26 protein-coding genes and 1 tRNA gene are annotated in these 25446 nt (G+C 40.6%); 15 read left to right on the forward strand and 12 right to left on the reverse strand.

Going from position 1 to position 25446, the window contains the following annotated elements; all coding sequences use genetic code 11:
- The 10 genes from nuoG to FE785_RS03540 all read left to right on the forward strand — a co-directional run bounded on the left by nuoG (position 1) and on the right by FE785_RS03540 (position 10219).
- Complete coding sequence (nuoG, locus tag FE785_RS03495) at positions 1–2115, forward strand: NADH-quinone oxidoreductase subunit NuoG (RefSeq protein WP_138564443.1); 2115 nt, start codon at positions 1–3, stop codon at positions 2113–2115.
- A gap of 2 nt (positions 2116–2117) precedes the next feature.
- Entirely contained in the window at positions 2118–3179 is a 1062-nt protein-coding gene (gene nuoH, locus FE785_RS03500; protein ID WP_138564444.1) for an NADH-quinone oxidoreductase subunit NuoH, read from the forward strand.
- Between the two features lie 11 nt (positions 3180–3190).
- Positions 3191–3682, forward strand: a complete 492-nt coding sequence (gene nuoI, locus FE785_RS03505) for an NADH-quinone oxidoreductase subunit NuoI (protein WP_138564445.1) — start codon at positions 3191–3193, stop codon at positions 3680–3682.
- Between the two features lie 16 nt (positions 3683–3698).
- The gene (locus tag FE785_RS03510; protein ID WP_138564446.1) at positions 3699–4340 is read left to right on the forward strand and encodes an NADH-quinone oxidoreductase subunit J; all 642 of its coding nucleotides are present in this window, start codon (positions 3699–3701) and stop codon (positions 4338–4340) included.
- The gene (gene nuoK, locus FE785_RS03515) at positions 4337–4642 is read left to right on the forward strand and encodes an NADH-quinone oxidoreductase subunit NuoK (protein WP_138564447.1); all 306 of its coding nucleotides are present in this window, start codon (positions 4337–4339) and stop codon (positions 4640–4642) included. Before FE785_RS03510 ends, nuoK begins: the two co-directional genes overlap by 4 nt.
- Before the next feature lie 6 nt (positions 4643–4648).
- The gene (nuoL, locus tag FE785_RS03520; protein WP_138564448.1) at positions 4649–6622 is read left to right on the forward strand and encodes an NADH-quinone oxidoreductase subunit L; all 1974 of its coding nucleotides are present in this window, start codon (positions 4649–4651) and stop codon (positions 6620–6622) included.
- A gap of 32 nt (positions 6623–6654) precedes the next feature.
- Complete coding sequence (locus FE785_RS03525) at positions 6655–8169, forward strand: NADH-quinone oxidoreductase subunit M (RefSeq protein ID WP_138564449.1); 1515 nt, start codon at positions 6655–6657, stop codon at positions 8167–8169.
- A 24-nt stretch (positions 8170–8193) separates the two neighbouring features.
- Positions 8194–9639 (forward strand): NADH-quinone oxidoreductase subunit NuoN, encoded by a 1446-nt coding sequence (gene nuoN / locus FE785_RS03530; protein WP_138564450.1) that lies wholly within the window; start codon positions 8194–8196, stop codon positions 9637–9639.
- A 77-nt stretch (positions 9640–9716) separates the two neighbouring features.
- The gene (locus FE785_RS03535; RefSeq protein WP_138564451.1) at positions 9717–10037 is read left to right on the forward strand and encodes a DUF2818 family protein; all 321 of its coding nucleotides are present in this window, start codon (positions 9717–9719) and stop codon (positions 10035–10037) included.
- A gap of 105 nt (positions 10038–10142) precedes the next feature.
- Positions 10143–10219, forward strand: a tRNA-Met gene (locus FE785_RS03540).
- Between the two features lie 53 nt (positions 10220–10272).
- Here FE785_RS03540 and FE785_RS03545 read toward each other — a convergent pair.
- The 9 genes from FE785_RS03545 to FE785_RS03585 form a co-directional block, all read right to left on the reverse strand.
- Entirely contained in the window at positions 10273–11130 is an 858-nt protein-coding gene (locus FE785_RS03545; RefSeq protein ID WP_238696351.1) for a tyrosine-type recombinase/integrase, read from the reverse strand.
- A 62-nt stretch (positions 11131–11192) separates the two neighbouring features.
- Positions 11193–11519: a helix-turn-helix domain-containing protein gene (locus tag FE785_RS03550; RefSeq protein ID WP_138564453.1), complete on the reverse strand. Its 327-nt coding sequence runs from the start codon at positions 11517–11519 to the stop codon at positions 11193–11195.
- A 12-nt stretch (positions 11520–11531) separates the two neighbouring features.
- The gene (locus FE785_RS03555) at positions 11532–11855 is read right to left on the reverse strand and encodes a hypothetical protein (RefSeq protein ID WP_138564454.1); all 324 of its coding nucleotides are present in this window, start codon (positions 11853–11855) and stop codon (positions 11532–11534) included.
- The gene (locus FE785_RS10970; RefSeq protein ID WP_338065100.1) at positions 11852–12160 is read right to left on the reverse strand and encodes a hypothetical protein; all 309 of its coding nucleotides are present in this window, start codon (positions 12158–12160) and stop codon (positions 11852–11854) included. The genes FE785_RS03555 and FE785_RS10970 overlap by 4 nt, the downstream gene beginning before the upstream one ends.
- A gap of 165 nt (positions 12161–12325) precedes the next feature.
- Entirely contained in the window at positions 12326–13015 is a 690-nt protein-coding gene (locus FE785_RS10975) for a site-specific integrase (RefSeq protein ID WP_138564456.1), read from the reverse strand.
- Positions 13016–13638: 623 nt separating this feature from the next.
- The gene (locus FE785_RS10805; protein ID WP_168188902.1) at positions 13639–13866 is read right to left on the reverse strand and encodes a type II toxin-antitoxin system Phd/YefM family antitoxin; all 228 of its coding nucleotides are present in this window, start codon (positions 13864–13866) and stop codon (positions 13639–13641) included.
- Positions 13867–14368: 502 nt separating this feature from the next.
- Entirely contained in the window at positions 14369–14698 is a 330-nt protein-coding gene (locus tag FE785_RS03575) for a hypothetical protein (RefSeq protein ID WP_138564458.1), read from the reverse strand.
- Between the two features lie 36 nt (positions 14699–14734).
- Complete coding sequence (locus tag FE785_RS03580) at positions 14735–14935, reverse strand: hypothetical protein (protein WP_138564459.1); 201 nt, start codon at positions 14933–14935, stop codon at positions 14735–14737.
- Positions 14936–14974: 39 nt separating this feature from the next.
- Positions 14975–15724 carry a hypothetical protein gene (locus tag FE785_RS03585; RefSeq protein WP_138564460.1) on the reverse strand — a complete coding sequence of 250 codons (750 nt, stop codon included), beginning with the start codon at positions 15722–15724 and terminating at the stop codon, positions 14975–14977.
- 289 nt (positions 15725–16013) lie between these two features.
- Between FE785_RS03585 and FE785_RS03590 the strand changes: the two genes are divergently transcribed.
- From FE785_RS03590 to FE785_RS11015, 5 genes are all read left to right on the forward strand, one after another.
- The gene (locus tag FE785_RS03590; protein ID WP_138564461.1) at positions 16014–17576 is read left to right on the forward strand and encodes an ATP-dependent nuclease; all 1563 of its coding nucleotides are present in this window, start codon (positions 16014–16016) and stop codon (positions 17574–17576) included.
- Positions 17561–18598, forward strand: coding sequence for a DEAD/DEAH box helicase (locus FE785_RS03595; RefSeq protein WP_138564462.1), 1038 nt, complete (start codon positions 17561–17563; stop codon positions 18596–18598). Before FE785_RS03590 ends, FE785_RS03595 begins: the two co-directional genes overlap by 16 nt.
- Positions 18599–18634: 36 nt before the next feature.
- Positions 18635–19432 carry a phospholipase D-like domain-containing protein gene (locus FE785_RS03600; RefSeq protein ID WP_138564463.1) on the forward strand — a complete coding sequence of 266 codons (798 nt, stop codon included), beginning with the start codon at positions 18635–18637 and terminating at the stop codon, positions 19430–19432.
- A gap of 241 nt (positions 19433–19673) precedes the next feature.
- A protein-coding gene (locus FE785_RS03605) for an IS3 family transposase (protein ID WP_138564464.1) occupies positions 19674–20821 on the forward strand; the annotation gives its coding sequence in 2 pieces (ribosomal slippage) (positions 19674–19923 and positions 19923–20821; 1149 coding nt in all).
- Positions 20822–20935: 114 nt separating this feature from the next.
- Positions 20936–21361 carry a putative iron-sulfur cluster-binding metallochaperone gene (locus FE785_RS11015; RefSeq protein WP_420856745.1) on the forward strand — a complete coding sequence of 142 codons (426 nt, stop codon included), beginning with the start codon at positions 20936–20938 and terminating at the stop codon, positions 21359–21361.
- Between the two features lie 260 nt (positions 21362–21621).
- On the opposite strand, the gene FE785_RS03610 is transcribed toward FE785_RS11015, so the two are convergent.
- From FE785_RS03610 to FE785_RS03620, 3 genes are all read right to left on the reverse strand, one after another.
- Complete coding sequence (locus FE785_RS03610) at positions 21622–21987, reverse strand: hypothetical protein (protein ID WP_138564465.1); 366 nt, start codon at positions 21985–21987, stop codon at positions 21622–21624.
- 44 nt (positions 21988–22031) lie between these two features.
- Positions 22032–22856: a hypothetical protein gene (locus FE785_RS03615; protein ID WP_138564466.1), complete on the reverse strand. Its 825-nt coding sequence runs from the start codon at positions 22854–22856 to the stop codon at positions 22032–22034.
- A 600-nt stretch (positions 22857–23456) separates the two neighbouring features.
- On the reverse strand, positions 23457–25421 hold the full coding sequence (locus FE785_RS03620; RefSeq protein ID WP_138564467.1) for an ATP-binding protein: 1965 nt from the start codon (positions 25419–25421) through the stop codon (positions 23457–23459).
- Positions 25422–25446: the final 25 nt, after the last annotated feature.

The following is a 25446-nucleotide window of genomic DNA, read 5'->3' on the forward strand; positions in this document are numbered from 1 at the left end:
ATGGTAAAAGTTGAAATAAACGGTCAGGTTATCGAAGCACACGAAGGCGATATGCTTATCGATGTAGCCGATGACGCACAAATTGCCATTCCCCGTTTTTGTTACCACAAGAAGTTATCAATTGCGGCTAACTGCCGTATGTGTCTCGTGGAAGTAGAAGGTGCTTGGAAGCCACTGCCTGCTTGTGCTACACCTGTTACTGATGGGATGAAAGTCTTTACGAAATCGGCAAAGGCGATTGCGGCACAAAAATCCGTTATGGAGTTCCTATTGATTAATCACCCGCTGGATTGCCCGATTTGTGACCAGGGTGGTGAGTGTGAACTGCAAGACGTTTCTATGGATTACGGTGATGACGTGTCACGTTATGCGGAAGCTAAACGTGTGGTCAGTGACCGTAACGCCGGTTCATTGATTAAAACCGATATGACTCGCTGTATCCACTGTACTCGTTGTGTACGTTTCGGCCAGGAAGTGGCCGGAATGATGGAGCTGGGTGCGACTGGTCGAAGCGAATGGATGGAAATCGGTACTTATATCGAGAAATCGATCAGCTCGGAAATGTCCGGTAATATGATTGATTTGTGTCCAGTTGGTGCTTTGACATCGAAGCCATACCGTTATACGGCGCGTGCTTGGGAACTGAAAGCACATAATGCGATTGCCGCGCACGACAGTATCGGGTCTCACGTGATTATCCACTCTAAAGGTAACGACGTGAAACGTGTCGTACCTCGCGAGAATGAAGAAATCAACGAAGTTTGGTTATCTGACCGTGACCGTTTTGGTTATGAGGGCATCAATAGTGAAGAGCGTCTGACTCAGCCGATGATCAAGATCAAGGGCGAGTGGCAGGTAACCGATTGGGAAACGGCTCTAGCATTTGCCGTTGAAGGTTTGCAGAACGTATTGGCTGAATCCAAAGATATCGGTGTGCTGGCTTCGGCAAACTCAACCGTAGAAGAACTTCAGCTATTGCAAAAACTGGCACGTGGTCTAGGTATCGAAAACTTGGATACACGTCATCGCCAGATCGATTTCTCTGCCGATAAAGACGGTTTTGCAACACCGAATCTTGCCCATAGCCTGCCTGAAGTTGAAAAGCTAAATGCAATCATGCTGGTGGGGTCTTATGCACGTAAAGAATTACCTTTATTGAACCACCGTATCCGTAAAGCGGTTATGGCTGGTGCCAAGGCCTTTGCCGTGAACACTCAGGAATTGCCTTTCAACTATGCAATTAAGCAAGCCGACAGCAGCAACGGCATGGTTTTCGAGCTTGCGGGTATCGCCCGTGCAGCCGGTCAATTGACCGGTCGTGATGATCAAGCTTGGCTAAAAGACATTACCCCGACTGAAGCGCAGACTGCGTTTGCTCAAGCTTTGATTGATGCCGATAAAGCGGCGGTAATGGTTGGTCAGATCAGCCAGTTGCATGCTGACTTTGCAACGATTCAGCGCCTAGCTAAGTTGATCGCCGAATTGACCGATTCAAGTTACAGCCTATTGCCGATGGCGGCAAATGAAGTCGGTGCGCATCTGGTTAACTTCCTACCAAGTAACGGTAAGAACTCTGCACAGATGATTAATGACGGTATGCAAGCTTATATCAATCTGAATATTGAACCGGAAATGGATTGTGCCAATGGTGATGCCGCATTAAATGCGATGCAAGCCGCACAGTTTGTTATCAATATGACCGCTTTTGATAGTGAGACTCAGCGTGATTATGCCGATGTATTGCTACCAATTGCTACTTACGCTGAAACAGCGGGTACTTTTGTAAATGCCAATGGTGTTAAGCAGTCGTTCAAAATGGCGGTTGAGCCAAAAGGTGAGGCCAAAGCGGCATGGAAGGTATTGCGTGTAATGGGCAATATGTTTGATATCGACGGTTTCGATCAGGCTCACAGCAATCAGGTACTGGCTGAAGTACTGGATAACAGCTTGAATCTACAGGCTGTTGCTATGAACGATTGTGCTATGCCGAATAAAAATAATGATGGCCAGACGGCACTGCTTTCACCTTATGCGGTGGATCCGATTGTGCGTCGAGCACCATCTTTGCAAGCGACACCGGATGCTGATGTTGCCACTATGGTTAGAGGGAAATAGTGATGTTTGATGCTTTAACAGCTTTTTTATCGACCTTTCTCTATGATTGGCTTGCCATTCTGATCACCTTAGTGATTCAGGCAGTGGTCGTTATTTTGCCAATTATGCTGGTAGTGGCTTGGCTGACTTACGCTGAGCGTAAGGTAATCGGGTATATGCAGGTACGTATGGGGCCGAACCGTGTGGGTCCGATAGGCTTATTACAGCCTATTGCCGATGCGTTGAAGCTGATGACTAAAGAGGTTATCTTCCCGGCGCAGTCGAATAAGTTCCTGTTTATTATCGCGCCGATTCTGGCTATTGCGCCGGCACTTGCCGTTTGGGCGGTTATTCCGTTCTCTGACGGTGTGGTGGTTGCCGATATCAACGCCGGTATTCTTTATGTCTTGGCGGTATCATCAATCCTGGTATACGGAACAGTGGTCGCCGGTTGGGCTTCTAACTCGAAGTATGCATTCCTGGGGGCTTTGCGTGGTTCGGCGCAGAAAATTTCTTATGAAATCGCGATGGGCTTCGCCTTGGTAACCGTATTGATGATTGCCGGTACCATGAACCTGACTGAAATCGTTAAGGCTCAGCAGGGCGGTATCTGGCACTGGTATCTATTGCCTTTGTTGCCGATGTTCTTTGTTTATTTCATTTCCGGTCTGGCGGAAACCAACCGTACTCCATTCGATGTTATCGAAGGGGAAGCCGAAATCGTTGCCGGTTTCCACGTTGACTATTCAGGGATGACTTTCGGTGTCTTTATGTTGGCCGAATACGCGATGATGATTTTGATTTCATTTATGGCGTCGATTATGTTCCTGGGTGGTTGGTTATCACCGTTTGAAGGCATTCCTGTCTTGGAAAGCCTGTTTGCCTGGGTACCGCAATTGGGCTGGTTGGCATTAAAGGTTGCTTTATTACTATTCGTTTTCCTATGGTTGCGTGCTACTTTCCCACGTTACCGTTATGACCAGCTGATGCGTTTAGGATGGAAGGTCCTAATTCCGCTAACGATTGTTTGGGTATTCGTAGTCGGTGCCATGCAATATTTCAGCGTTGGTCCTTGGTTTAATTAATAGAGGCTGTCATGGGTAAATTTATAAAACATCAAATTAAAACCTGGGGACTGCTTGAGCTTTTCAAAGGGCTGTCGGTTACCTTGAAGTATCTGTTTAAACGCAAGATTACTGTGCGTTATCCAGAAGAAAAAACACCATTGTCACCTCGTTTCCGTGGTCACCACGCTTTGCGCCGCTATGAGAACGGTGAAGAGCGTTGTATCGCCTGTAAATTGTGTGAGGCGGTTTGTCCCGCTAACGCGATTACCATCGAATCGGAAGAGCGTGAAGACGGTACTCGACGTACCACTCAATACGATATTGATATGTTTAAGTGTATCTATTGCGGTTTCTGTGAAGAAGCTTGTCCGGTAGATGCCATTGTTGAAACCCGTGTATTTGAATATGAATTCCACGAGCGTGGTCCTCATATTCGCACCAAAGAAGATCTATTGGCCTTTGGTGATAAGCACGAAGAGCAAATCGCTGCCGATCGTGCAGTCGATGCTAAGTATCGTTAAGAGGAAGTAGTACGACATGACATTTGAACAGTTTGTATTCTATGTTCTGGCTGTAATTGCCTCTGTTTCCGGGTTAATGATGATTACCGTCAAAAACCCGGTTAAAGCGGCTTTATGGCTGGTATTAACATTTATCTCCACTGCTGGCGTGTGGATTATGGCGCAAGCCGAATTCCTCGGCTTGGTATTGATCCTGGTTTACGTCGGTGCGGTGATGGTGCTATTCCTTTTCGTGGTGATGATGCTCGACATCAATATGGCGGTGTTAAAGGAAGGTTTCACCAAGCATCTGCCATTAGGTGTAATGGCGGCTACCGCCATTTTCATCATTATGTATGTGGTGCTGGGGCCGGCTCACTTCGGTCTGGAAATTTACGCGCAGCCTGAAGCGGCGCCAGCGAATTTCAGTAATACCGAAGCTTTGGGTATCCCGCTTTATACCGAACATGCCTATGCCTTTATTTTGGCTGCAGTCTTGTTGTTATTGGGGATTGTTGCGGCAATCGCCTTGACGTTACGCCGTCGCCCAACAACTGAAGTACTGTACCAGGATGTTCCAAAACAGAACCGCACAACCAAAGCAGAGCGCCTACGTATGGTGAAAATGGATGCGGTTGTCGAAAAAAATATTGAAGCTAAAGAGGAGGATGACAAGTGATTGCATTATCGGATTACCTAATCTTTGGCGCAGTGCTATTTATGTTGAGTATGGCGGGGATTTTCCTGAACCGAAAAAACATCATCGTGTTATTAATGGCGATCGAATTGCTGTTGTTGGCGGTTAACACCAACCTGGTTGCGTTCTCGCATTATCTGAATGATGTTAACGGGCAGATTTTCGTGTTCTTTATTATGACGGTAGCGGCGGCTGAAGCGGCTATTGGTCTGGCAATTATTGTTCTTGTGTTCCGTAACCGTAAGAGCATCAATGTCGACGATCTTGGATCTTTGAAGGGGTAATTGTTGATGTTGCATACGATTCTAACTGTTATTTTGTTAGCACCGCTGGTCGGCTCTATGATTGCCGGTCTATTCGGCCGTCAAGTGGGTCGTGCCGGTGCACACTATTCAACCATTGCCGGTGTCGCGATTTCGACCGTCTTGTCGGCTTATGTATTTGTTGAGTTCGTTCTTAACGGTGCCTCGGCTTATAACGCCAGTCTGTATACCTGGATGGTTTCGGACGGCGTTAAGTTCGAAATCGGCTTTATGATTGATGAACTGTCGGCGACCATGATGCTGGTAGTGACTTTTGTATCGTTAATGGTTCATATCTATACCATCGGTTATATGGATCATGATGAAGACTATAGTCATGACAACCCTTATTATCAGCGATTCTTCTCATATATCTCGCTGTTTACCTTCTCAATGTTGTCGCTGGTTATGGCCAACAACTTCCTACAGCTGTTCTTCGGTTGGGAAGCGGTAGGTTTGGTTTCTTACCTATTGATCGGTTTTTATATGAAGCGTGAGTCGGCGATTCAAGCTAACTTAAAGGCGTTTTTGGTCAACCGTGTTGGTGATTTCGGTTTCATTCTTGGTATCGCGGTAGTCTTCGTTTACTTCAATACCATGGACTATAAAGAGTTCTTCGCGCAGTTGAGTTCACAACGTGATGTGATGATTGAAATCATTCCGGGTGTGGAATGGTCGATGATTACCGTAATGTTGGTATTGCTATTTATTGGTGCGATGGGTAAATCGGCGCAGATGCCGTTACACGTTTGGCTTCCGGAATCCATGGAAGGTCCGACACCGATTTCGGCCTTGATTCACGCGGCGACCATGGTTACCGCAGGTATCTTTATGGTGGCACGTCTTTCACCTGCGTTCGAACTGTCAGAAGCGGCCTTAAGTTTTGTCTTGATTGTGGGTGCCTTGACCGCGTTTATGATGGGGCTTTTAGGTCTCATCCAGAACGATATCAAGCGTGTGGTCGCTTACTCGACCCTTTCACAGCTGGGTTATATGACGGCGGCGATGGGGGCATCGGCTTATGCGGCGGGTATGTTCCACGTATTGACGCACGCGTTCTTTAAAGCCTTGTTGTTCTTGGCGGCCGGTTCGGTGATTATCGCCATGCACCATAAGCAGGATATCCGCGATATGGGTGGTATGCGTAAGTATATGCCGATTACCTATGCGGCGATGTTGATCGGTTCCTTGGCGCTAATCGGCTTCCCTGGTTTCTCAGGTTTCTTCTCGAAAGACAGTATTTTGCTGTCATTGAACGAATCCGATCGTTTCGGTGCCATGTTCGCCTATGTGCTATTGATGGCCGGTGTTTTTGTCACCGCTTTCTATAGCTTCCGTATGTTCTTCTTGGTATTCCACGGGGAAGAGAGTGAATACGTGCGTACTCACGACATCAAAGAATCGCCTTGGGTGGTTACTTTGCCGTTGATTCTATTGTCTATCCCTGCAGTAGTTATGGGGATTCCAATGATGGAAGGCATGTTCAACGGTTCTTACTTCGGTCAAGCAGTATTCATTTTGCCTGAGAACGACGTAATGATGTCGCTGTTCAACAACTACTACCATGGTGTAGTGGATATGATTGTTCATTCGTTTATGACGCTACCGGTTTGGTTGGCATTGTCTGGTGTGTTTATGGCTTGGCTGCTGTATGTCAAGTTGCCGAATGTGCCGGGCAAACTAAAAGCGATGTGTCCACGTGGTTATTACATGTTGGACAACGCTTACGGGTTTGACCGTTTGAATGAGATTGTCTTTGTCGAAGGTGGTAACAAGCTTGGTAAGTTCTTTACCCGTAAGATCGATATCAAAATGATCGACACAGGTATGGTAACCAATCTGTTTATGGCGGTTGCCAACTCAGCCACGGCATTAAAGCAAGGGCAGTCAGGTTATCTGTATCACTATGCCTTTGTGATGATATTCGGCTTGCTAGCGATGCTAGTGTGGACCATTTGGTAATTGAAGAATAAGAAGAGAAGGGAATAGACTCAATGCTATCAAGCTATCCTATTTTAAGTACGCTGGTATGGCTGCCGATTATCGGTGGTCTACTGGTCCTATTTGCGGGACGCAATAATCCGTTACGCGCAAAATGGTTATCTCTAGGTACCGCCTTTGCCACTTTTGTTCTTTCATTACCACTTTGGTTTGGTTTCGATACCACCACGGCGGCAATGCAATTTGAAGAGAAGTTTGCTTGGATTCCTATGTTTAACGTCAACTATCATTTAGGTGTTGACGGGCTTTCCATGCCACTTGTTTTGTTAACCACATTCACTCAGGTGTTGGTTATCGCCTCTGCTTGGGATGTGATTAAAGAGCGTGTTGAACAGTACATGGGGGCCTTCCTGATTATGGGCGGGATTATGGTCGGTGTTTTCGTTGCACTCGATTCGATCCTATTCTATGTATTCTGGGAAGCGCTATTGATTCCAATGTTTATCGTAATCGGTAAATGGGGTGGACCACGTCGTGTTTACGCGACCATGAAGTTCTTCCTGTATACCTTCTTCGGTTCGGTATTTATGCTGGTTTCATTTATCTACCTGTACTATCAATCAGGTAGTTTCGGCATCCTGGATTTCCAAACCATGCACATCGGTATGACGGCACAGATTCTGATCTTTATTGCGTTCCTATTGGCGTTCGCGGTAAAAATCCCGATGTTCCCGGTACACACTTGGTTGCCTGATGCGCACGTTGAAGCGCCTACAGCCGGTTCTGTGGTACTGGCTGCGATTATGCTGAAAATGGGTGGTTACGGTTTCGTACGTTTTTCACTGCCGATTACGCCTGATGCGTCGATGACGTTAGATTGGTTGGTTATTGTGTTGTCACTGATCGCGATCGTTTATATCGGTATGGTGGCAATGGTTCAAAGCGATATGAAAAAGCTGGTTGCTTATTCATCTATCTCGCACATGGGATTTGTAACCTTAGGTATGTTCCTGGTTTATGACATTATGCAAAACACCGGTACTATGCAAGGCGCGCAGATTGGTATGGAAGGGGCGATGATCCAGATGATCTCGCACGGTTTCATCTCCGGTGCGATGTTCTTGGCGATCGGTGTGCTTTACGACCGCATGCATACTCGTGAAATCTCGGCCTACGGCGGTGTCGTCAATAAGATGCCTTGGTTCGTTTTCTTTGCGGTGTTGTTTGCCATGGCAAACGTCGGTCTTCCGGGTACTTCAGGTTTCGTGGGTGAGTTTATGGTTATTATCAGCTCATTCAAAGCCAATATCTGGTACGGAACACTTGCGGCACTAACATTGATCATCGGTGCGGCTTATACGCTATGGATGGTTAAGCGCGTATTCTTCGGTGCGGTAACTAACGAAAATGTTGAAAAGTTATCCGATTTAAATAAACGTGAATTCGCCATTATGGCAATTCTAGCGGTAGCGGTTGTTGCAGTGGGTGTCTTCCCATCGCCATTGATCGAAGTGATGCATACTTCGGTAGAGAACCTGTTGGTTCAAGCAACAACGTCTAAGCTTTAAACGGATATAGGTGAGTAAATTAATATGAATTTTGTTATTCCTGCATTCGCCCCAGCCGTTCCAGAAATGGTGCTGCTGGCACTGATGTCATTTATCTTGGTTGCTGATACTTTCTGGTCTAAACGCTGGCAGGCGGCAACTTATATAGCCACTCAAGCAACCTTGTTGGTTGTGGGTTATCTGATCTTAATCAGCTTCTCATCCGAGCAAGTGATTACCTTTAACGGCAGCTTCGTACGCGACAGTTTTGCCGATGTGATGAAGCTGTTCACAATCCTGACCGCATTCGGTGTCTTGATGTTCTCTCGTGAATATCTAAAACAGCATGAGTTCTACAGTGGTGAGTTCTTCATCCTAGCGCTATTCGGTGTGTTGGGTATGTTCGTGATGATCTCTGCCCACAATATGATCACCATGTATATTGGTCTGGAAATTCTGGCTCTGGCATCTATTGCGATGATTGCTTTGCGTAAAGACTCTGGGTTTGCGGTAGAAGCGGCAATGAAATACTTTGTCTTGGGTGCATTGGCAACCGGTATGCTGCTATACGGTTTCTCGATGATTTACGGGGCAACCGGATCAATCACTTTCCCTGAAATCGCTAAGGTGATTGCAGCGGGTGAGTCGGATGCAACAGTTCTAGCCTTTGGTTTGGTGTTTGTGGTTATCGGTTTGGCATTCAAAATGGGTGCCGTGCCTTTCCATATGTGGGTACCGGACGTTTATCACGGTTCACCATCTGCGGTAACGTTATTTATCGGTTCTGTGCCTAAGTTGGCCTATTTTGCAATGGTTTACCGTATTCTTGAAGAAGGCCTGACAGGGCTTGTTCACGATTGGCAGCAGTTGATTATTATGGTTTCGGTCTTGTCATTGATTGTCGGTGCCATTGTTGCCATTGCCCAGGATAACTTAAAGCGTATGCTGGCCTATTCAGGTATCGGTCATATCGGTTTCATGCTATTGGGTGTGATTGCCGCGAGTCCGGAAGGCTATTCTGCAGCAATGTTCTATATGATCGTTTATGCGGTAACAGGTGTTGCCGGTTTCGGTATTATTGTTGCGCTATCTCGTAAGGGTCAGGAATTCGATAAGATCGCCGATTTTGCGGGGTTGAATGCTCGTAATCCATGGTTGGCGTTAATGATGTTGATCATTATGTTCTCTATGGCTGGTATTCCTCCGTTTATCGGTTTCTGGGCGAAGATTATCGTGCTTGAAGAAGTGGTTAAAGCCGGCTTCACATGGTTAGCGGTATTGGCGGTAGTCACAGCGGTTATCTCGGCCTACTACTACCTAAAAGTGGTCAAGGCGATGTATTTCGACAAGCCTGCTGATGAAGCAGCGTTGAAAACCACCACTTTCGAAGGTCATGTTGTGCTAAGCTTGACCGCCGTAGCGCTATTGGTAGTTGGTCTAATGCCAAGCTGGTTGATTGATCTAAGTTACCAGACCTTAACGGTACAGTAAGGATTCAGTCCTACAGTCAAGTTATACTTTAAAGCCCGTGCTAAGCGGGCTTTTTTACATTTAAGGAGTTTATAAAGATGGATATGAATCAAGCCGTATGGTTATTGTTGGCCACAGCAGTTATCTTGGCGAATATTCCATTTATTCTGTCAAACCGTCTGTTTATCTTTATCAAGGTTCCCCACAAGTCGATAGTGGTCGATTTGGTTGAATGGTTTGTCTATTTCTGTATTACCGGCCTGTTTGCCTATTTATTGGAAAAGAAGAGTATGGGGCATGTCGCTCCTCAAGATTGGGAGTTCTATGCGATCAATCTATTCCTGTTTATCATCTTCGCGTTTCCAGGTTTTATCTATAGATATAGCCTAAAACAACACCTTAGCAAGGGCAAAGCATAAAAAAAGCCAATTAAACAAATTAAAGACAAAATAGGGGTTGTAATCTCAGCTCAACCCCCTATAATACGCCCCATCGAAACGGAAACGTTACGAACTACAAATTGACGCGGGGTGGAGCAGCTTGGTAGCTCGTCGGGCTCATAACCCGAAGGTCGTTGGTTCAAATCCAGCCCCCGCTACCAAATTCGAAAGCCAGGTTTATCAAACACTTACGAGTGAATGAGGTCTGGCTTTTTTATTGCCCAAATTTCGCCATTGTGGGGGAAATTGTGGCAAGTCCAGTAGGGGAACGGTTTACAAACTGTTTTAGATGTTGGTGACTAAAGTGGGCATAACGTTTGACCATCTTATAGTCTGACCAACCACCAAGCTCTTGTAAGACTTCTAGAGGCGTTCCTCGTTGAACATGCCATGTCGCCCATGTATGGCGTAGATCATGCCAACGAAAGTCCTCTAATCCCAATTCAGCGCAAACGTTTTTAAACGCCTTAGTATTGGCTCTCCGAATCGGATTGCCCTTATAGGTGAATACTCGTGTAGAGTGCTTTCCTATTTGTCGTTTAATCACATCTACAGCGACATCCGATAGCGGCACAACAAAAGCCAATTCAGACTTTAAAATATCGTCACCTTCCACATAGATGATACGTTGCGAGAAATCTACTTGATCCCATCGTAAGAGGGTGATATTCGATTCTCTTAACCCTGTCTCAAGAGCTAGGGTTGCCATATCGGCTATATGTGAAGGTAACGCCTTAATCAGTCTGAGAGCTTCGGGTTCTGCCAACCATCGCACTCGCTTTTTGGGTTCTTTCAAGAGTTTTATATAAGGTGGGTCGCATTTCACTTCCCACTCTTTGTGTGCTTTGTTGAGTACAGCTCTTAACTTCTGAAGTAATCGATTGACGGTTGCATTACTGACGCCTTCATTCAAACGTTGTTGAATGATGTCATCAATGTGCATTCGTCTGATCTCATCGACATACAAATGACCAAAATAAGGATCAAGGTACTTGAAGATACTCACTTCATTAGTTGAGTCTTTATTTTGCTTTTCACGCATGAATCGAACTACGGCTTCTTTCCATGTCATGCGAGGTTTTTCACCGAGGTGATAGACTCGCCATAGATCATGTTTTAGCTTTGCTTCAAATTCTAGCGCTTGCTGTCTGTCTTCAGTCGCAGAAGAGCGTCGTACTCTTGTTCCGTCTGGTGCGGTGAATTCAACCCACCAGATGTTGTTTCTAAGGTAAATTGACATAATGATTCCTCATTGTTGTCAACAACTTGCACAACACTCTCAGGGGTAGAATATTGATTTCTGATGTATTGTTCAAGATCTTGTTGAATGAAAACCCATTTTCTTCCAATCTTGCCACATGGAATTTGTCCTGATTGAGCCAATCTTCTAACTGTTTCAGAGTTACAATGTAAGAATTCAGCAGCTTGATTGAGGTTCAAAGTGTTATTTAGTTCAATCATGTTTTTTCTCCATTATTTCGGTGGCAAATCTATTTTTTTATGAGGTTTAGGCGGCTCTTCTAGACGCCCCATAAATTGGTAAAGTTGTTTGAGAGCAAGCCAGTATGCATATAATGTCTTATCGCTTAAATCTCGGTTGTGGCGGTAGAAGTCAATGATTTGTTTCCTCCCTAATTCATAAACAGATCGGGTTTTATGATTGGCTTTGGCAAACTCAAAAACCCGACGAATTTTTTTAACTTGCTGCCTTCGATTCTTCTTACCACCATGAGATTTGTATCGTTTGGATAAGATTTCGATTTCATCGAAATGTGCAGTAGGTGATTTTCTGTTCAACCTTTACCTCCTAGATATGCAGCGACTACATCCTCTCGATGATGGCCAAGTTCTTGTGAGATTTGCATTCTTGCCTGATAATCAAGATCACGGGCTTCTTGCAGACTGATTTCGAGTTGTTTTGATAGGTAAGGAATCCAAGCATCTTCACGATCTTGAATCTTGATAGGGGCTTCGTGGCCAACAAGTTCACGATATCTTTCTTGAGCGTATGCGTGACGTTCACCGTGAAATCGCAAGTCAGTATCTTTAGATCGATATTCACTTTTGTTGAAGGATTTGTAGGTTCTTTCTTCAGGAATCATGCTGCGAGCGTTTTGCTGAATTTCTGCGGCTCGTCTTAGCACTTCTATTTGAATATCGTTACGTATTTCAATTTCACGTCTTTGACCGCCTTTGGTTCCGCTCTCAATCGTTACTTTTCCTTTTTCTTCAGCTTCATTGAGTGCGGATCTGGCATCAAGTTTTGACTATTCTTCAAATCGGAGTCCAAATCGACGCTGGAGTTCCATCATGGTCGCAGTACGATCATTGGACTTTTCGATCAGTTGTTGGTGTTTTTCTTCAGAAATGGATCTGTCTGTTTTAGCTACGGTCGAACGTCGATCACAAACGTCTGATGGCTTCACATGCATTTCTCTATCACGACGGGCTTCTTCTAAAACCCGGTTAATAGCAGAAACACAGTTTTTTTGGTATGAAGGTTCTTTTTTTTCATCTCGTAACTTTCTAGCATAATCCTCGATATGATCTCGACGGATATCTTCCATCTTCTTTATGCCACGATCTTCTTTTAAATAATCAACAAAACGATTCCACCGCCCCTTAATAGATTTATAAGATTCTCCAGATTCATAAGCTTCTGAAATTGCTCTACGGCCAGCTTCTTTCATATCTCGATGGCCCAGTCCAAAATTCCTAGATCCCATTGGTATTTCCCCAAAAAACAAGTTAAGTGTATAAGTCTCGCGAATTAATGGGTCGCGGCCGCCCCATACCTTTTTGACTGTTTTAATCGCCAGCCATAGCGCAATAAGTTGATGGGAAATCGAACCTGTTCCTGATGGGGTGCCATGCAAAAAAAAGCCTGTTGCTTTCATGCGAGGAAGTGCGCGGTTCTGAAGCTGTTTCTGCAAAATAGCCAGGTGTGCCAGGAGCAAATAAACAGATCCCTAAGAGCAGTGATTGAAGCAATTTCATGCAAAATCATTCAATCATGTGGTTGAGCTAAACCGCCTGGATTCAGGGGTTTGGTTGAGGGCCGGTAGGCCTGTCTCTTTCCGCTACGCTCCGCAAAAATAAAAATCCTACCGGATTTTTAAATGCGTCGCTTTCGCTGGAAAGAGACAGGCACGCAAAAGTTTTGTCGCAAGTCAAAAAAGGTTACGCATCCCCTCGCGGTAGATGCAGCACCATTTTTTCCAACGAGAAAACCAGCGTTGAGGCAAACGGAATTAAGGATGTAAGAAATCCTCAAAATAAGTTGATATAAGAAAAAGCTTCCAGGGAAAAGGAAGTGAAAATTGATTATCGAGCATGACTCCAGTTCCGAAGAACTTGCAGATCAAATGGAGCCGAAGGATCTGCTAAGGGTGCTTGACGAATCAAGCTAAGAGTTCAACTAAGTACGTAGTTGACACGTTTTGCATTTTTGATTCTAACAACTAAATTTATAAAAACAATAGGTTTTTGTAATAAATCAAATAATTTTATTATGCTATGTTTTTGACATGCTGACTGATGCCCTACGGTTTTAGGCTCAAGTCTGAACTAGTGCAATTTATCAATCACGGTTATTTAATGATGAAATTGAGTCTAGTAACCGTTTAGTGTTGTTTGGGCTTTGCATTAGGTAAAGTGTTTCCATCATTGAGTTGTAATAATTCTGACTCATTACAACAATCAGATCCTTTTTCGGTCTGGTGATCAGAATCGGATCCTGGCTTTCATGCATTTGATCAAGTGTTCTGGCTAGATCCTTTTCAAATTCTTTAAACGATATCGTTTTCATATCACTTACCTGGTACATAGTTCTAAAAACTCTTCCGGATTTGGCGCAACTCGTTTGCGACCGGCAAGATCTCGGCAGATCTTTAAGCCATACGAAATTTGCTCTAAAGTGAGTGCATTGGCCACCGTTCATATTCACAGATTAACCAGGAATCTGACGGTGGCCATTGCTCAAAATGAATTGGCCCAAATTCATAGAGTGCATCGAGCGTTTTAACAAGTCGTTTCGTATGGCTTTTTAGTTTGATGGTGCCAGGCATTACGTTCTTTAATCTTTCATTGAGTCTTTATTCTTCATGTACCAGTTGCCATATTTCCAAGCAAGAAAGAGTATTAACGCCCAAAGACCAAAAGCAATCAAAGTTAATATTGTTTGCGTTTCCATGACAGCCTCCAAAAATAATCAATAAGTTAAGTATAGCAAATCGGAAAATAAAGCTGCTGCAAAGAGTATCAATAACGTATTTTATGTCTAGTAAAAAAGTGGTGCTTCAGTTTTTCGATTAATTATCAATTAGATATTCAGTTTCATATTTTTGTATTAGCCACTCAACTGCTTCACCTGCTTCAAACTCTTCGGGGTTATATATCGCATATACTGTTCCTGCTGTATATAAATAAGTTCCGATAATTTTAGGTAAAAAAACCACTCCAAGGTTTTGGAGCTTAGTACATAGCTCACTTGAGCAGTTATTATAAGTGGGTCGTGAGAAAGGGAGGTGGCTATCATCCGTTATACCATCACGATTTAACTGTTCGATGGCAACTGTTGCGTTTTGAATTGTTAATTGTTCGATTGCTATCATAAAGTCTTCAATTGATATTTCAGGCATATTTTTTAACCTTAGGCTTGGAGGAGCTTTTTGGCTCTAGGATTTAGTTCTTGCAAGTTGATTTGGTAGGACTGATTTTTTGTAGCTTACTTTTTTATCATTACTATCATATTCTGTAGAGCTAGCCCAAACGCCAGCGGTAACCGAAGAAAAACTTAAAATATTGTTTGGGATTTGTTGACCACTGCAAATACCAAGTATTAGTAATAGGAATAGATGTTTAATCTCAAAATCCAAATCGAGTTCCTGTTGGGTAAGTGAATATTATTTAGATATTTATTCTTTGCGATTGTTATTAAAGTTTATCTGAGGAAAAGTTTGAGACATTAATGTATTCAACTGTTCTTTTAATTCTTCTAGGTTCTCGCCATTAAGTTTATTTTTTCGATGCTTTATTTGTTTTTTACAACTTAAGTATGTAAAAAATCCAATTTTTCGAGCTAAAGCGAGAATATCATTTTCTAAATCTTTTAATGCAAGACCGTGAAGGCTATCTGACATATGACTTGTTAATGAGTCCGCATCTTGTTCATTAGTATCTAATGTCGCCAAAACTGGTTTAGCTTGTCCTATGTATTCGTCAAGAAGTGATATCAAATCTTGTATGTTGGTGGAAGAGCTAATTTTGTAAGCCAATATAGGGGCATCTATAGCGATTAACTCCAAAGCTTTACTATATTGTTCTTGGTACGAACTAATATCTGAGTTTAGAAAGTTTGTTAAGTTTGATGCTGTTTGGGGGATTAATAATGATTTCAACTGTTCCTCAAAATGGTTACTTTGAGAAACTATTTCTTGGGGGAGTTGGAGTTTAAAATCACTTATCAATTGGTCATACAGTTTTTCAAATGTATTTTGCTTAAGGGCTGATACGCGATGCCAGATTTCTAGTAAATGATACAGAGCTAGTTTTTTATTTTGTTTGTTTTGTTTTATTGAACGAAATAAATAGCCCACGCTAAATAGAACAGCTGAAAACATTGCAAGAATATAAGTTGAATATTGACCAGATAATATATCGTTCATATTTTGTTTTTTTCTTGGACTGTGGATTTGACTTTATGGAAAGATAATACGGGTTTTATTATAATAATACTGATTATTTAGCATCTTAGCATGATTATTACTCATCATGTGCATTCATGAGTTGAATACGAGAAAGAGTACGCAATGAGGCAAAAAAGTATCTGGTTTTTTAGTGGTAATTCAATTCAAAGTTAAGCATTAATACTAGCTTTATATGCTAGACATTTGTAATGTCTAGCAAGTTAGTTGCTATTCAGTTTAAGCTTTAAGCTTAGAGGAAATTTTCGTAATGCAATACATAAAAAAAATAAAGCTTTTGAATTTTAAACGTTTTAAAGAGTTTGAAATTGAATTCAATGACAAAACCAACATTATTATTGGAGGTAATGAATCAGGAAAAAGTTCTATTATTCAAGCTATAGAACTCATTGCCAGTGGAAGTCGAAATAGGGTTGAGACCATTGGTATTGAATCTCTATTAAATCGTGATGCGATAGTTCAATTTTTTAGAAGTGACAAGTCTTTTGAACAGCTTCCTGAAATACATGTAGAGCTGTATTTAGGAGATGAAACAAATCCAGATTTGTATGGCCGAAATAATTCTGAAGGAATTGATGCCAGTGGGTTGCATATGGTTTGCTTACCAAATGAAGATTTAAGTGCTGAGATTAATCAAGTTCTTGCCGAAGATGGTAACTTCCCCTTTGAATTTTATGTTGTTAAGTTTTTTACTTTTAATGGTGAAGCTTACTCAGGATATCGCCGTTTCTTAAAATATTTAACAATTGATAATTCACAGATAAATACTGATTATGCCAACAAAGAATATACGAAAACAGTTTATGAATCATCAGTTGAAATGACTGAGCGAACAAAGTTAAGTAATAGATACCGCCAGGCTAAACAATCATTTGTTATTGATTACTTTCAAGAAATCAATGACGGTTTAGAAGGCGTTAAGTTCTCGGTTAAGTCGAATTCAAAATCAAACTTAAATACAGATATAGCTCTTTTGCAAGACTCTATCCCAATTGATGAAAGAGGGAAAGGTCATCAATGTTTTATAAAAACAGAGTTTGCTCTAACAAGGAGTAATGGCGAAGAGGCAATACATAGTTTGCTTTTGGAAGAGCCTGAAAACCATTTGAGCCACGTAAATATGAAGCGGCTGATTTCAAAAATATCACAATCGCATGAAAATCAGATAATTATTACAACTCATAATAGTTTGATTTCTACAAGGTTGGATTTACGTAATGCAATTTTGTTGAACAGTTCATCTGAACAGTTTTTAAAACTGGATGATATCGACGAAGATACGGCTAAATTTTTTATGAAGGCTCCAGACAATAATATCTTGGAATTTGTTCTGTCTTCCAAAGTCATTTTAGTGGAAGGAGATGCAGAATATATATTAATGGAGGCTTTATATAGTAAGGCGACAGGAAGAACTCTTGATGAAGATAATATTCATGTTATATCTGTCGGTGGTACGAGCTTTAAGCGGTACATGACGTTAGCAAGTCGTTTAAATATAAAAGTTGCTGTGATTCGAGACAATGATGGGGATTATCAAAAAAAGTGTGTAGATAATTATTCTGACTTTGTAGCTGAAAATATAATTGTATTTTCGGATGAAGATAATTCTCGTTATACATTTGAGGTTTGTTTGTATCAAGATAATGCTGCAATTTGCGACAAACTTATTGAGGGTAATCGTGTACAGAAAAGCGCTCTTGATTGGATGTTAGATAATAAAGCTGAGACTGCTTTTAAACTCACTGATAACTATTTTAATGAATTAGTAGTACCTGAGTACATTCAGAAGGCGATAGAGTGGATAAACGAGTAGTTTTTGCGGTTGCAGGTTCGGGTAAAACTTCAAGTATTATTCAACAACTGAATCTAGAGTCTCGTTGTTTAATTGTTACTTATACCGATAATAATACAAGTCATTTAAAAAAAAGGATCATTAAAAAGTTTGGATTGATTCCCAAAGGGGTAAAGGTATACAGTTACTTTACGTTTCTTTACTCGTTTTGTTTTAGGCCTATTTGTGGTTATCAACTTAAAACAAAAGGGCTGATTTTTCCAAACTCGCTCCCCAAACATATTCTGCAATCAAAGAAAGATTCAAGAAAGCACTATATTGATCCAAATTTGCGTTTATATGCCAATCGTTTGGCGAAACTGTTAATTGAATTTAATGTGGTTTCTGATGTAATAAAGCGAATTGAACATTTTTTTGATTTTGTATTTGTTGATGAGGTACAGGATTTCGCAGCTAATGACTTTAACTTTTTATGTGCTTTATCAGCCACAGATGTAGATATACAGCTTGTTGGTGATTTTTTTCAGCATACTTTTGATACTAGTAATGATGGAATGATTCAAAAAAATCTCCATAAATCATTTGAAGGCTACTGTAAACAATTCGAGAAAGCGGGTTATACCATTGACTTGACGTCACTTTCTCACAGTTATCGATGCAGTCCAAGTATTTGTTCATTCGTAACAGAAAATATTGGTATTAATATTGAATCTCATCGTAAAGATGCAGTGGAAGTTTGTTTGCTGGAAGATCAATTAGAAATTGATAAAATTTTTCTAGATAACTCAGTAGCTAAACTATTTTTTAATAAAAGCACTTCGTACAATGGTAATACTCATAATTGGGGAAGTACAAAAGGGCTTGATCACTTTAATGATGTTTGTGTTGTTTTGAATCCAAATACATTTAGAGCCTTTAAGAACAGCCAGCTTGAATCATTAGCATCAACTACCAAAAATAAGCTTTATGTTGCTTGTACTAGAGCAAATAGAAATCTATATTTTGTAAATCAATCCTCTTTAATAAAATATAAGATAGATTAATTTAAATAGTATTTTATTTAATGGAGTTTTATATCCTTGGCAAATCTAAATAAACTTTTTTCTGAACAACTTAATAAATCATTACACCTTGATAATGGTGGTGAAATAAAAATAAGTTTTTGCTCAAATGAAACAAAGGTAGTTTCTTTTATTGAGAGTTCAGAGGTAATTGTTGGTTGTGCGCCATGGTTTAATAACCAAAATATAATTAATGCTTTGCAAAATGTTAATAAAGGCTGTTGCATAATTCTTGATAAAAAACAATTTATGAAGCTACCTGATTATGAAGCAAGACGATACATTTCTAACCCAGTTAATTTTTGTATATCCACAGTTTTAAAAAATGGCTGCATTAAAGCTTTTTTTAAACGTGATCTAGATAGTGTCAACAATGATTCAACATTTAGGTTATTTGGTGTTAATGGTGATAATTACAGTTTAATGCACTATAAATATTTAATTCGTTGTGATATCGAGAAAAATGAGCACAACGAGGTTAATTTAAAACCTAAAGCTGTGATAACGGGTTCATTAAACTATACATATAACATGAATAATTCACGTGAACTATTTTTAGAAATCGATTCCGAAGAATTTGCCATTTCGTTTTATGAAGAATGGTGCGAATTGTTTTCATTGAGTGAATCGATTTTGAGCAAAAATAATGAGTTGACGCCAGAGTTTTTACAAAGTGGAGTTAAGTTTGAGGATATTGAAGATGCTAATGAAATTTGTCCTTATAAAGATTTAATTGATATGCACGAGAATATTGTTTTTAGTGAATGGTGTAGGTTGGAAAAAGAAATTTATAGACAAAGTGACTATAGAGATTAATTACTCTATGAAATATCCTGTATTTGCCTTAATTCGCTTAAAGTTGTTTTATGGATTGTTAATTTGTTGGGAGTGCTTATAAGTTATTGAATTTGTTAAGAATGGTGGCTAATAGTACTAGTTTAATCATAAGTAAATCAATATGTTATGTTTTATTGACTCTTTAGGAAGGAGAATGAATCGCCACTAATTTACTAGACACTTCATAGCCATTTTATAATGGTCAAAAAAGAGGTGTTAAATGAGCAGTAAACGCTACCCTGAAGAATTCAAAATTGAAGCCGTAAAACAGATAACCGAGCGAGGTTATCCTGTATCGGAAGTATCCAAAAGATTAGATGTTACAACCCATAGTCTTTATGCCTGGCTGAAGAAGTATGGACCTGACAAAGACAGTCATCAGGCCAAAGCAGATGAGCAAGCTGAATTAAAGCGCCTTCGTAAAGAACTGGCTCGTGTCACAGAAGAACGAGATCTTCTAAAAAAGGCGGCGGCATACTTCGCAAGAGAGTCCGATTGAGGTATGCCTTTATTCGACAGAATGCAAAAGGACAATCAATCCGACGATTATGTGAACTATTCAATGTTCATCCCAGTGGCTACTATGCTTGGCTAAATAAGCCCATTTCAACAAGCCAAAAGCGCAACCAAAGACAAACTGGACTGATAAAACAGTTCTGGCTGGAATCAGGTGGTATCTATGGTTATCGGAAGATATTTGCCGACATGCTTGAGCATGGCGAATCTATTGGTATCAACCGAGTACACAAGCTCATGCATGATTCCGGATTAAAAGCTCAGGTTGGTTATAGAAAGCCAAGACAGAAGTCTGGAACGGAAAACATCGTTGTGCCGAATCGACTGAACCGAGAGTTTAATTCGCCAGCGCCTAATCAATCATGGGCGACTGATATTACCTACATTCGAACGCATGAAGGCTGGTTGTATTTAGCGGTGGTGGTAGATCTGTTTTCTCGACGAATCATTGGTTGGTCGATGCAATCCAGAATAACCAAAGACTTGGTGTTGGATGCGTTATTGATGGCGGTGTGGAAACGTAGCCCCAAAGATAAAGTCATAGTGCACTCAGATCAAGGAAGTCAGTACACCAGTTATGACTGGAATCACTTTTTAAAGTTCCATAATTTAGAAGGCAGCATGAGCAGAAGAGGCAATTGTCATGATAATGCGGTTGCTGAGAGTTTCTTTCAATTATTGAAGCGAGAACGCATCAAGCGAAAGATATACAAAAACCGGGATGAAGCCCGACAAGACATTTTTGATTACATCGAAATGTTTTACAATCCTAAACGACGTCATTCATCGAACAATCAACTCTCACCGGTTGAATACGAGAAGCAGTACGAAATGAGGCTAAAAAGCGTCTAGGTTTTTAGTGGCGATTCATCTCTTAACGACTCCATAGTTTCTTAGGAAGATTTTTATCTTTTAAAATACAGTGAAATGAGAAAGTGTTTAGTTACATGAATTAGGAGTTATTTTATGGGATGTTGTTGCGGAACTAATAACAGTAGTTGTGCTACTCAACCTGATAGGCTCCAGTGTCCACTAAATCAAAAGCTATGCAAGCGAGTGTCCATTCTTACGGTTTTACACAACGTTATTAAGCCTTGGAAGTTATCTTTTGAAGGAAATGCCTATTATTTCTGCGATGATCCAGATTGTGACGTCGTATATTTTGATAATAAGGGTTCAGAGATAAGGCGTTCGGATGTTCGATCCATTGTAGGAGTTAAAACTGATAGCTCAAGTGCGCTGATCTGTTACTGCTTTGGAGTATCGAAGCAAGACTATTTGAATGACTCTACTATAAAAGACTTTGTGATCGAACAAACAAAACTCAAGAATTGTTCATGCGAGGTTCGAAATCCGTCTGGTAAATGCTGCCTTAAAGATTTTCCGAAATGAGTTTTTGTATTGTTGCTTAAAGTGGTTTGAAGTATGTTTGATTGGGGTTGAGTGTTGTTAAGCTGTTGATTTAATTAAAAATATTGGCTCATAACCCTAGTTAAATAATAATTAAATCAAATAGTTATGTTTTTCTTTGTGTTGAGTGGTTTTTTGATTATGAATGTCTGATATGGTTGATTGAGTATGAGATTTGCCACTTGATATGATGCGTTTCAGGTGGCAAACTCCTTCTCTAGGTATACAAGATCGTAGTGCTCTTATTGAAATTCGGATGCATTGAAGGTGGTTGTTGAGCCATCGTTAAAAATAACAGTCACTTGTCCAACCGCAGTTACTCGTGCTGTAGCTGGAATTGAAACCTTTTGACCTGTTGTTTGCGATGTGACTTCAATTGACATTGAAATAAGCCCTTGAGGCGAAACGCTATTGACAGTGATTGTTTGACCATTAATTGTTGCTGCTGATCCAGCAACTATAGCGTTTCGAGTTGCACTACTAGCCGAATTTGGTGTAACCGTTGATGAGGTTGGTTGTGATTGATTTGCCGCAGGTTCAGTTCCCGCAACAGCTACTTGAACTAGGCTGAATAGGGTAAGAGGCAAAACTAGCCATTTCATTTTCATTTCTAAATCTCCTAATTTTTTAATTTTGGGAACAGGCAAACGGCTTACCAGCTGAAGCTGTAACCTATGCTTCCGCCAAATTCAGTTTTACCAGTTGCAGTGCCGCCATCAGCTGCATCAACACCATTTACGTTGACAGCACTTAAAGTAACAGTCAATGGATACTCTTTCATAGGTACAAATGACAAGCCGCCGCTGACATAATTACCGTTATAGTCCAAAATTAAACCCACCTGACGATGCACAGCCAATGCTGCGGCACCGAAAATACCGATTTCACTATCTTTTGTGCCATTGTTTACGTTGGCAAAACGTTCATTGCCCACCCCAACGGTTAAGCTAAGAGTATATGGATTGAAGGGGTTGGATGATAGGGGTTGGACGTTTGTATAAGCTAGATAAACACTCGGATCCACTTGTTCAAGACCAGCTCCCCATCGTGCGATATTTTCAGCTCCAAACGAGACTCCTGAGGTCTTACCTACATTGTGACTAAATTTAATTGAACCGGAACCTTGCTCACCAAAACCGGAGTCTTGACCATTATTTGTAAGGCTGATTATGTTGAGTTGAAGCTCCATTGCCAGTTTTTCGGTATCTCCAAACCCGGCGCCAACACTTGCTGAACCGTCCAGTTTGTTGTTTATCGTTGTGGTTCCACCTACCGAAAAGTACATTTGGCCGCTGCTAGCGGCGAAGCCTGTTGGTACGCCAATTCCAATTCCAGGTGCCGATTTTGGGGCTGTTAAAAGAGCAGCAATCAATCGTTTTTGATCGTCTGACAACTCAAATTGAGCGGCACTAGCATTCCCTGTACTTGCAAGAACTCCAGCAGTTGCAAGTACAAGAGCAGACAGTTTCTTATTCATATCATCTCCTAATTGGTTTTATCGTTGATTTATAACTTAATGATTTGAATTCTATCAACAAAAAGTGGCGGTGTAGTTTTTTTTACAAAAAAGTGCAGTCTTGGATAACTGAGTATGCGAATCTGGAAAGGGAGGGAGTCTAAAGTGACTCTAACGCTAGGTTTTGAACTAAGAAATTGGGTACAAAGTTTTGGTTACCGTTTGATATACAAGGATACTCAGAAAATACTAAGTAGCGTTAAGTGGGATAAAGTTTGTCAAAAATAGTTGAGAGTGTATTTAAGTTGTTGAAATTATTGAAAATAGCGGCTCATAACCCGAAGGTCGTAGGTTCAAATCCTGCCCCCGCTACCAAACATATAAACCAGTGTTTTCAATGGTTTAGCGGATATTGAACACTGGTTTTTTTCGCTCAAATTTTGGCTTTGTGCCAATTTTGTGCCATTTATGACGTATTGTGCCAAGTAATCTACACTGAAGTGGGCATAGCGTTTAACCATCTTATAGTTGGTGGCCAATCACCTTTTATAGGATTCCTTGTTGAACAAAGGATGTCGGCGATTCCCCTCATAAGAAGATAACACTTGATTTTCTTTTTAGTTAGCCACCGGAGCTGATTCCGATGTATTTATCTACTAGCTCATTTAATACAGCAATGTCGAGCGGCTTTGTTAAATACTCATTAAAACCGGCCGCCAATCCCTTTTTTATATCATCTGGCATAGCATTGGCTGTAATTGCAAATACCGGGATATGTCTAATGTCTTGATTTTGCCTGATGATATTTAGAACTTGATAGCCATTCATGGAAGGCATGTTTATATCTAAGAGAATCAAGCTCGGTTTATTTTCAATCGCCAGTTCTATGCCGACTTCAGGAAGGTGAGCTGTATGTAACTTAATATAGTTTTTGGGTTTTAAAGCACGACTAACAAGTTTGATGTTGGCAGGATTGTCTTCAATGTACAAAACATGAAACTTTCTTTGCTCTGAAGCATGATCAATTCCTTCACCATTGGTGGAAATGTCAGAATTGGTTATCTCCTTATCGACTTTTGCATTTTCGGCTGGTAATTCAATCCAAAAAGTAGTGCCTTTGCCTAGTTCGGTTTCTACACCAATATTACCTTCCATCAAATCAATGATTTTTTGAGAAATGCTAAGGCCTATTCCGGTGCCCTCGATTTCACTTTTAGTCATGTTCAGCCGCTCAAATGGTTGGAATAGTAAAGGTATTTGTTCTTTTGAGATTCCTTCCCCGGTATCGATAACTTCAAACCTTATTGTATGTTGTGGTTTGTTTTCCTTGATTGTTAGGCTCACCTTGCCATTTTTTCTATTGTATTTAATTCCATTGGAAAGAAGGTTTAATAAGACCTGTTTGAGTCTGGTATAGTCAGCTCTAACAGCAAGATCCGTTGTTAACTGATAATCAATTTGAATATCGTGCTTTTGTGCAAAAGGTTTTATCAAAGAAAAGCATTCTGAGGTAAGCCCTTTGAGGTCGACTGCTTCGATGGACAAGTCAATCTTACCGGCCTCAATTTTAGATAAATCGAGAATATCATTGATTAAGTTCAAAAGATGATCTCCCGCCTTTTTTATTTCATTGACATTATCAAGATCATATTTATTCAAAGAGTCGCTTATCTCTAGGATTTGGCTAAATCCAATGATTGCATTAAGAGGGGTGCGTAATTCATGGCTCATACTTGAAAGGAAATCAGATTTTGCCTGATTTGCATTTTGAGCTTTCATTCTGTCTTGGATTTCTTGGTTAAGTTTTTCTACGGTATTCGAGAGCCGTTGTGTCCGCTCCTGAACTTTGGCTTCTAAGTTGTCTTTGGCTAACTCTAGCTGATGATTTACTTCATCCAGTTCTTTATACTGATTCTTAATGATGTTGTCGGCATGCCTAACCAGTAAATAAATAATTATGAAAAGCCCTAAATATTCAATCACAAGAAAAATAATATCTTTGTAAAGCTTATTAATTGACTTATCCACTAAATTCGTAACGTCTGAATAGAGTTCGAAAGCCGCAATGATTTCATTGTCTTCATTATGAATAGGTATATAGGTTTCAACGATTTTCCTATCAAACATTTCACCATAAGAAGTTTGAAAACTGTTTTTTAAAACCAGCTCGCTGCTGGTGTTCGACAGCTTGAACACTTCCTCAAGAGATGAGCTATGACTGGGTTTTTTGCCGATTTCGTCTGCAATTGAGGAGTATATGGTTGTAGTATTTTTAGCAAAAATCTTCACTTTTAAAATAGGATATTGCTTAGAAAATTTACTTAAAATACTGTCAATATTATGTTTTGCTTTATGGTTTCTCAGAAACTCTTGACTGGTATTACTTGAAGATAGCAGTTGTTTAATTTCAGGTTCGAGTAGTTTGCCCAAAAAACCTGACAATATGATATTTTCACGTTCACCGAGGTTTTCCAAATTAGACATATCACGGCTATAAACGCCGGTTCCAAAAATAATCGTAAATACAAGGAAAGCAATACCACCTGTCATTAAAAAATATTTTTTTAACTGGAAATGTTTTTTCATAATCTGTAGCTTCCCGATTAATTTT

It is taken from the genome of Thiomicrorhabdus sediminis (genome assembly GCF_005885815.1).
In the GTDB taxonomy this organism is placed as follows: Bacteria; Pseudomonadota; Gammaproteobacteria; order Thiomicrospirales; family Thiomicrospiraceae; genus Thiomicrorhabdus; species Thiomicrorhabdus sediminis.

Excerpts from the sequence above, each read along its gene's own strand:
- nuoG (WP_138564443.1), top strand. The coding sequence starts at position 1 with ATGGTAAAAGTTGAAATAAACGGTCAGGTTATCGAAGCACACGAAGGC.
- nuoH (WP_138564444.1), top strand. The coding sequence starts at position 2,118 with ATGTTTGATGCTTTAACAGCTTTTTTATCGACCTTTCTCTATGATTGG.
- nuoI (WP_138564445.1), top strand. The coding sequence starts at position 3,191 with ATGGGTAAATTTATAAAACATCAAATTAAAACCTGGGGACTGCTTGAG.
- FE785_RS03510 (WP_138564446.1), top strand. The coding sequence starts at position 3,699 with ATGACATTTGAACAGTTTGTATTCTATGTTCTGGCTGTAATTGCCTCT.
- nuoL (WP_138564448.1), top strand. The coding sequence starts at position 4,649 with ATGTTGCATACGATTCTAACTGTTATTTTGTTAGCACCGCTGGTCGGC.
- FE785_RS03525 (WP_138564449.1), top strand. The coding sequence starts at position 6,655 with ATGCTATCAAGCTATCCTATTTTAAGTACGCTGGTATGGCTGCCGATT.
- nuoN (WP_138564450.1), top strand. The coding sequence starts at position 8,194 with ATGAATTTTGTTATTCCTGCATTCGCCCCAGCCGTTCCAGAAATGGTG.
- FE785_RS03535 (WP_138564451.1), top strand. The coding sequence starts at position 9,717 with ATGGATATGAATCAAGCCGTATGGTTATTGTTGGCCACAGCAGTTATC.
- FE785_RS03545 (WP_238696351.1), bottom strand. The coding sequence starts at position 11,130 with ATGACATGGAAAGAAGCCGTAGTTCGATTCATGCGTGAAAAGCAAAAT.
- FE785_RS03550 (WP_138564453.1), bottom strand. The coding sequence starts at position 11,519 with ATGATTGAACTAAATAACACTTTGAACCTCAATCAAGCTGCTGAATTC.
- FE785_RS10970 (WP_338065100.1), bottom strand. The coding sequence starts at position 12,160 with ATGATTCCTGAAGAAAGAACCTACAAATCCTTCAACAAAAGTGAATAT.
- FE785_RS10805 (WP_168188902.1), bottom strand. The coding sequence starts at position 13,866 with ATGAAAACGATATCGTTTAAAGAATTTGAAAAGGATCTAGCCAGAACA.
- FE785_RS03575 (WP_138564458.1), bottom strand. The coding sequence starts at position 14,698 with ATGCCTGAAATATCAATTGAAGACTTTATGATAGCAATCGAACAATTA.
- FE785_RS03585 (WP_138564460.1), bottom strand. The coding sequence starts at position 15,724 with ATGAACGATATATTATCTGGTCAATATTCAACTTATATTCTTGCAATG.
- FE785_RS03590 (WP_138564461.1), top strand. The coding sequence starts at position 16,014 with ATGCAATACATAAAAAAAATAAAGCTTTTGAATTTTAAACGTTTTAAA.
- FE785_RS11015 (WP_420856745.1), top strand. The coding sequence starts at position 20,936 with ATGGGATGTTGTTGCGGAACTAATAACAGTAGTTGTGCTACTCAACCT.
- FE785_RS03610 (WP_138564465.1), bottom strand. The coding sequence starts at position 21,987 with ATGAAAATGAAATGGCTAGTTTTGCCTCTTACCCTATTCAGCCTAGTT.
- FE785_RS03615 (WP_138564466.1), bottom strand. The coding sequence starts at position 22,856 with ATGAATAAGAAACTGTCTGCTCTTGTACTTGCAACTGCTGGAGTTCTT.
- FE785_RS03620 (WP_138564467.1), bottom strand. The coding sequence starts at position 25,421 with ATGAAAAAACATTTCCAGTTAAAAAAATATTTTTTAATGACAGGTGGT.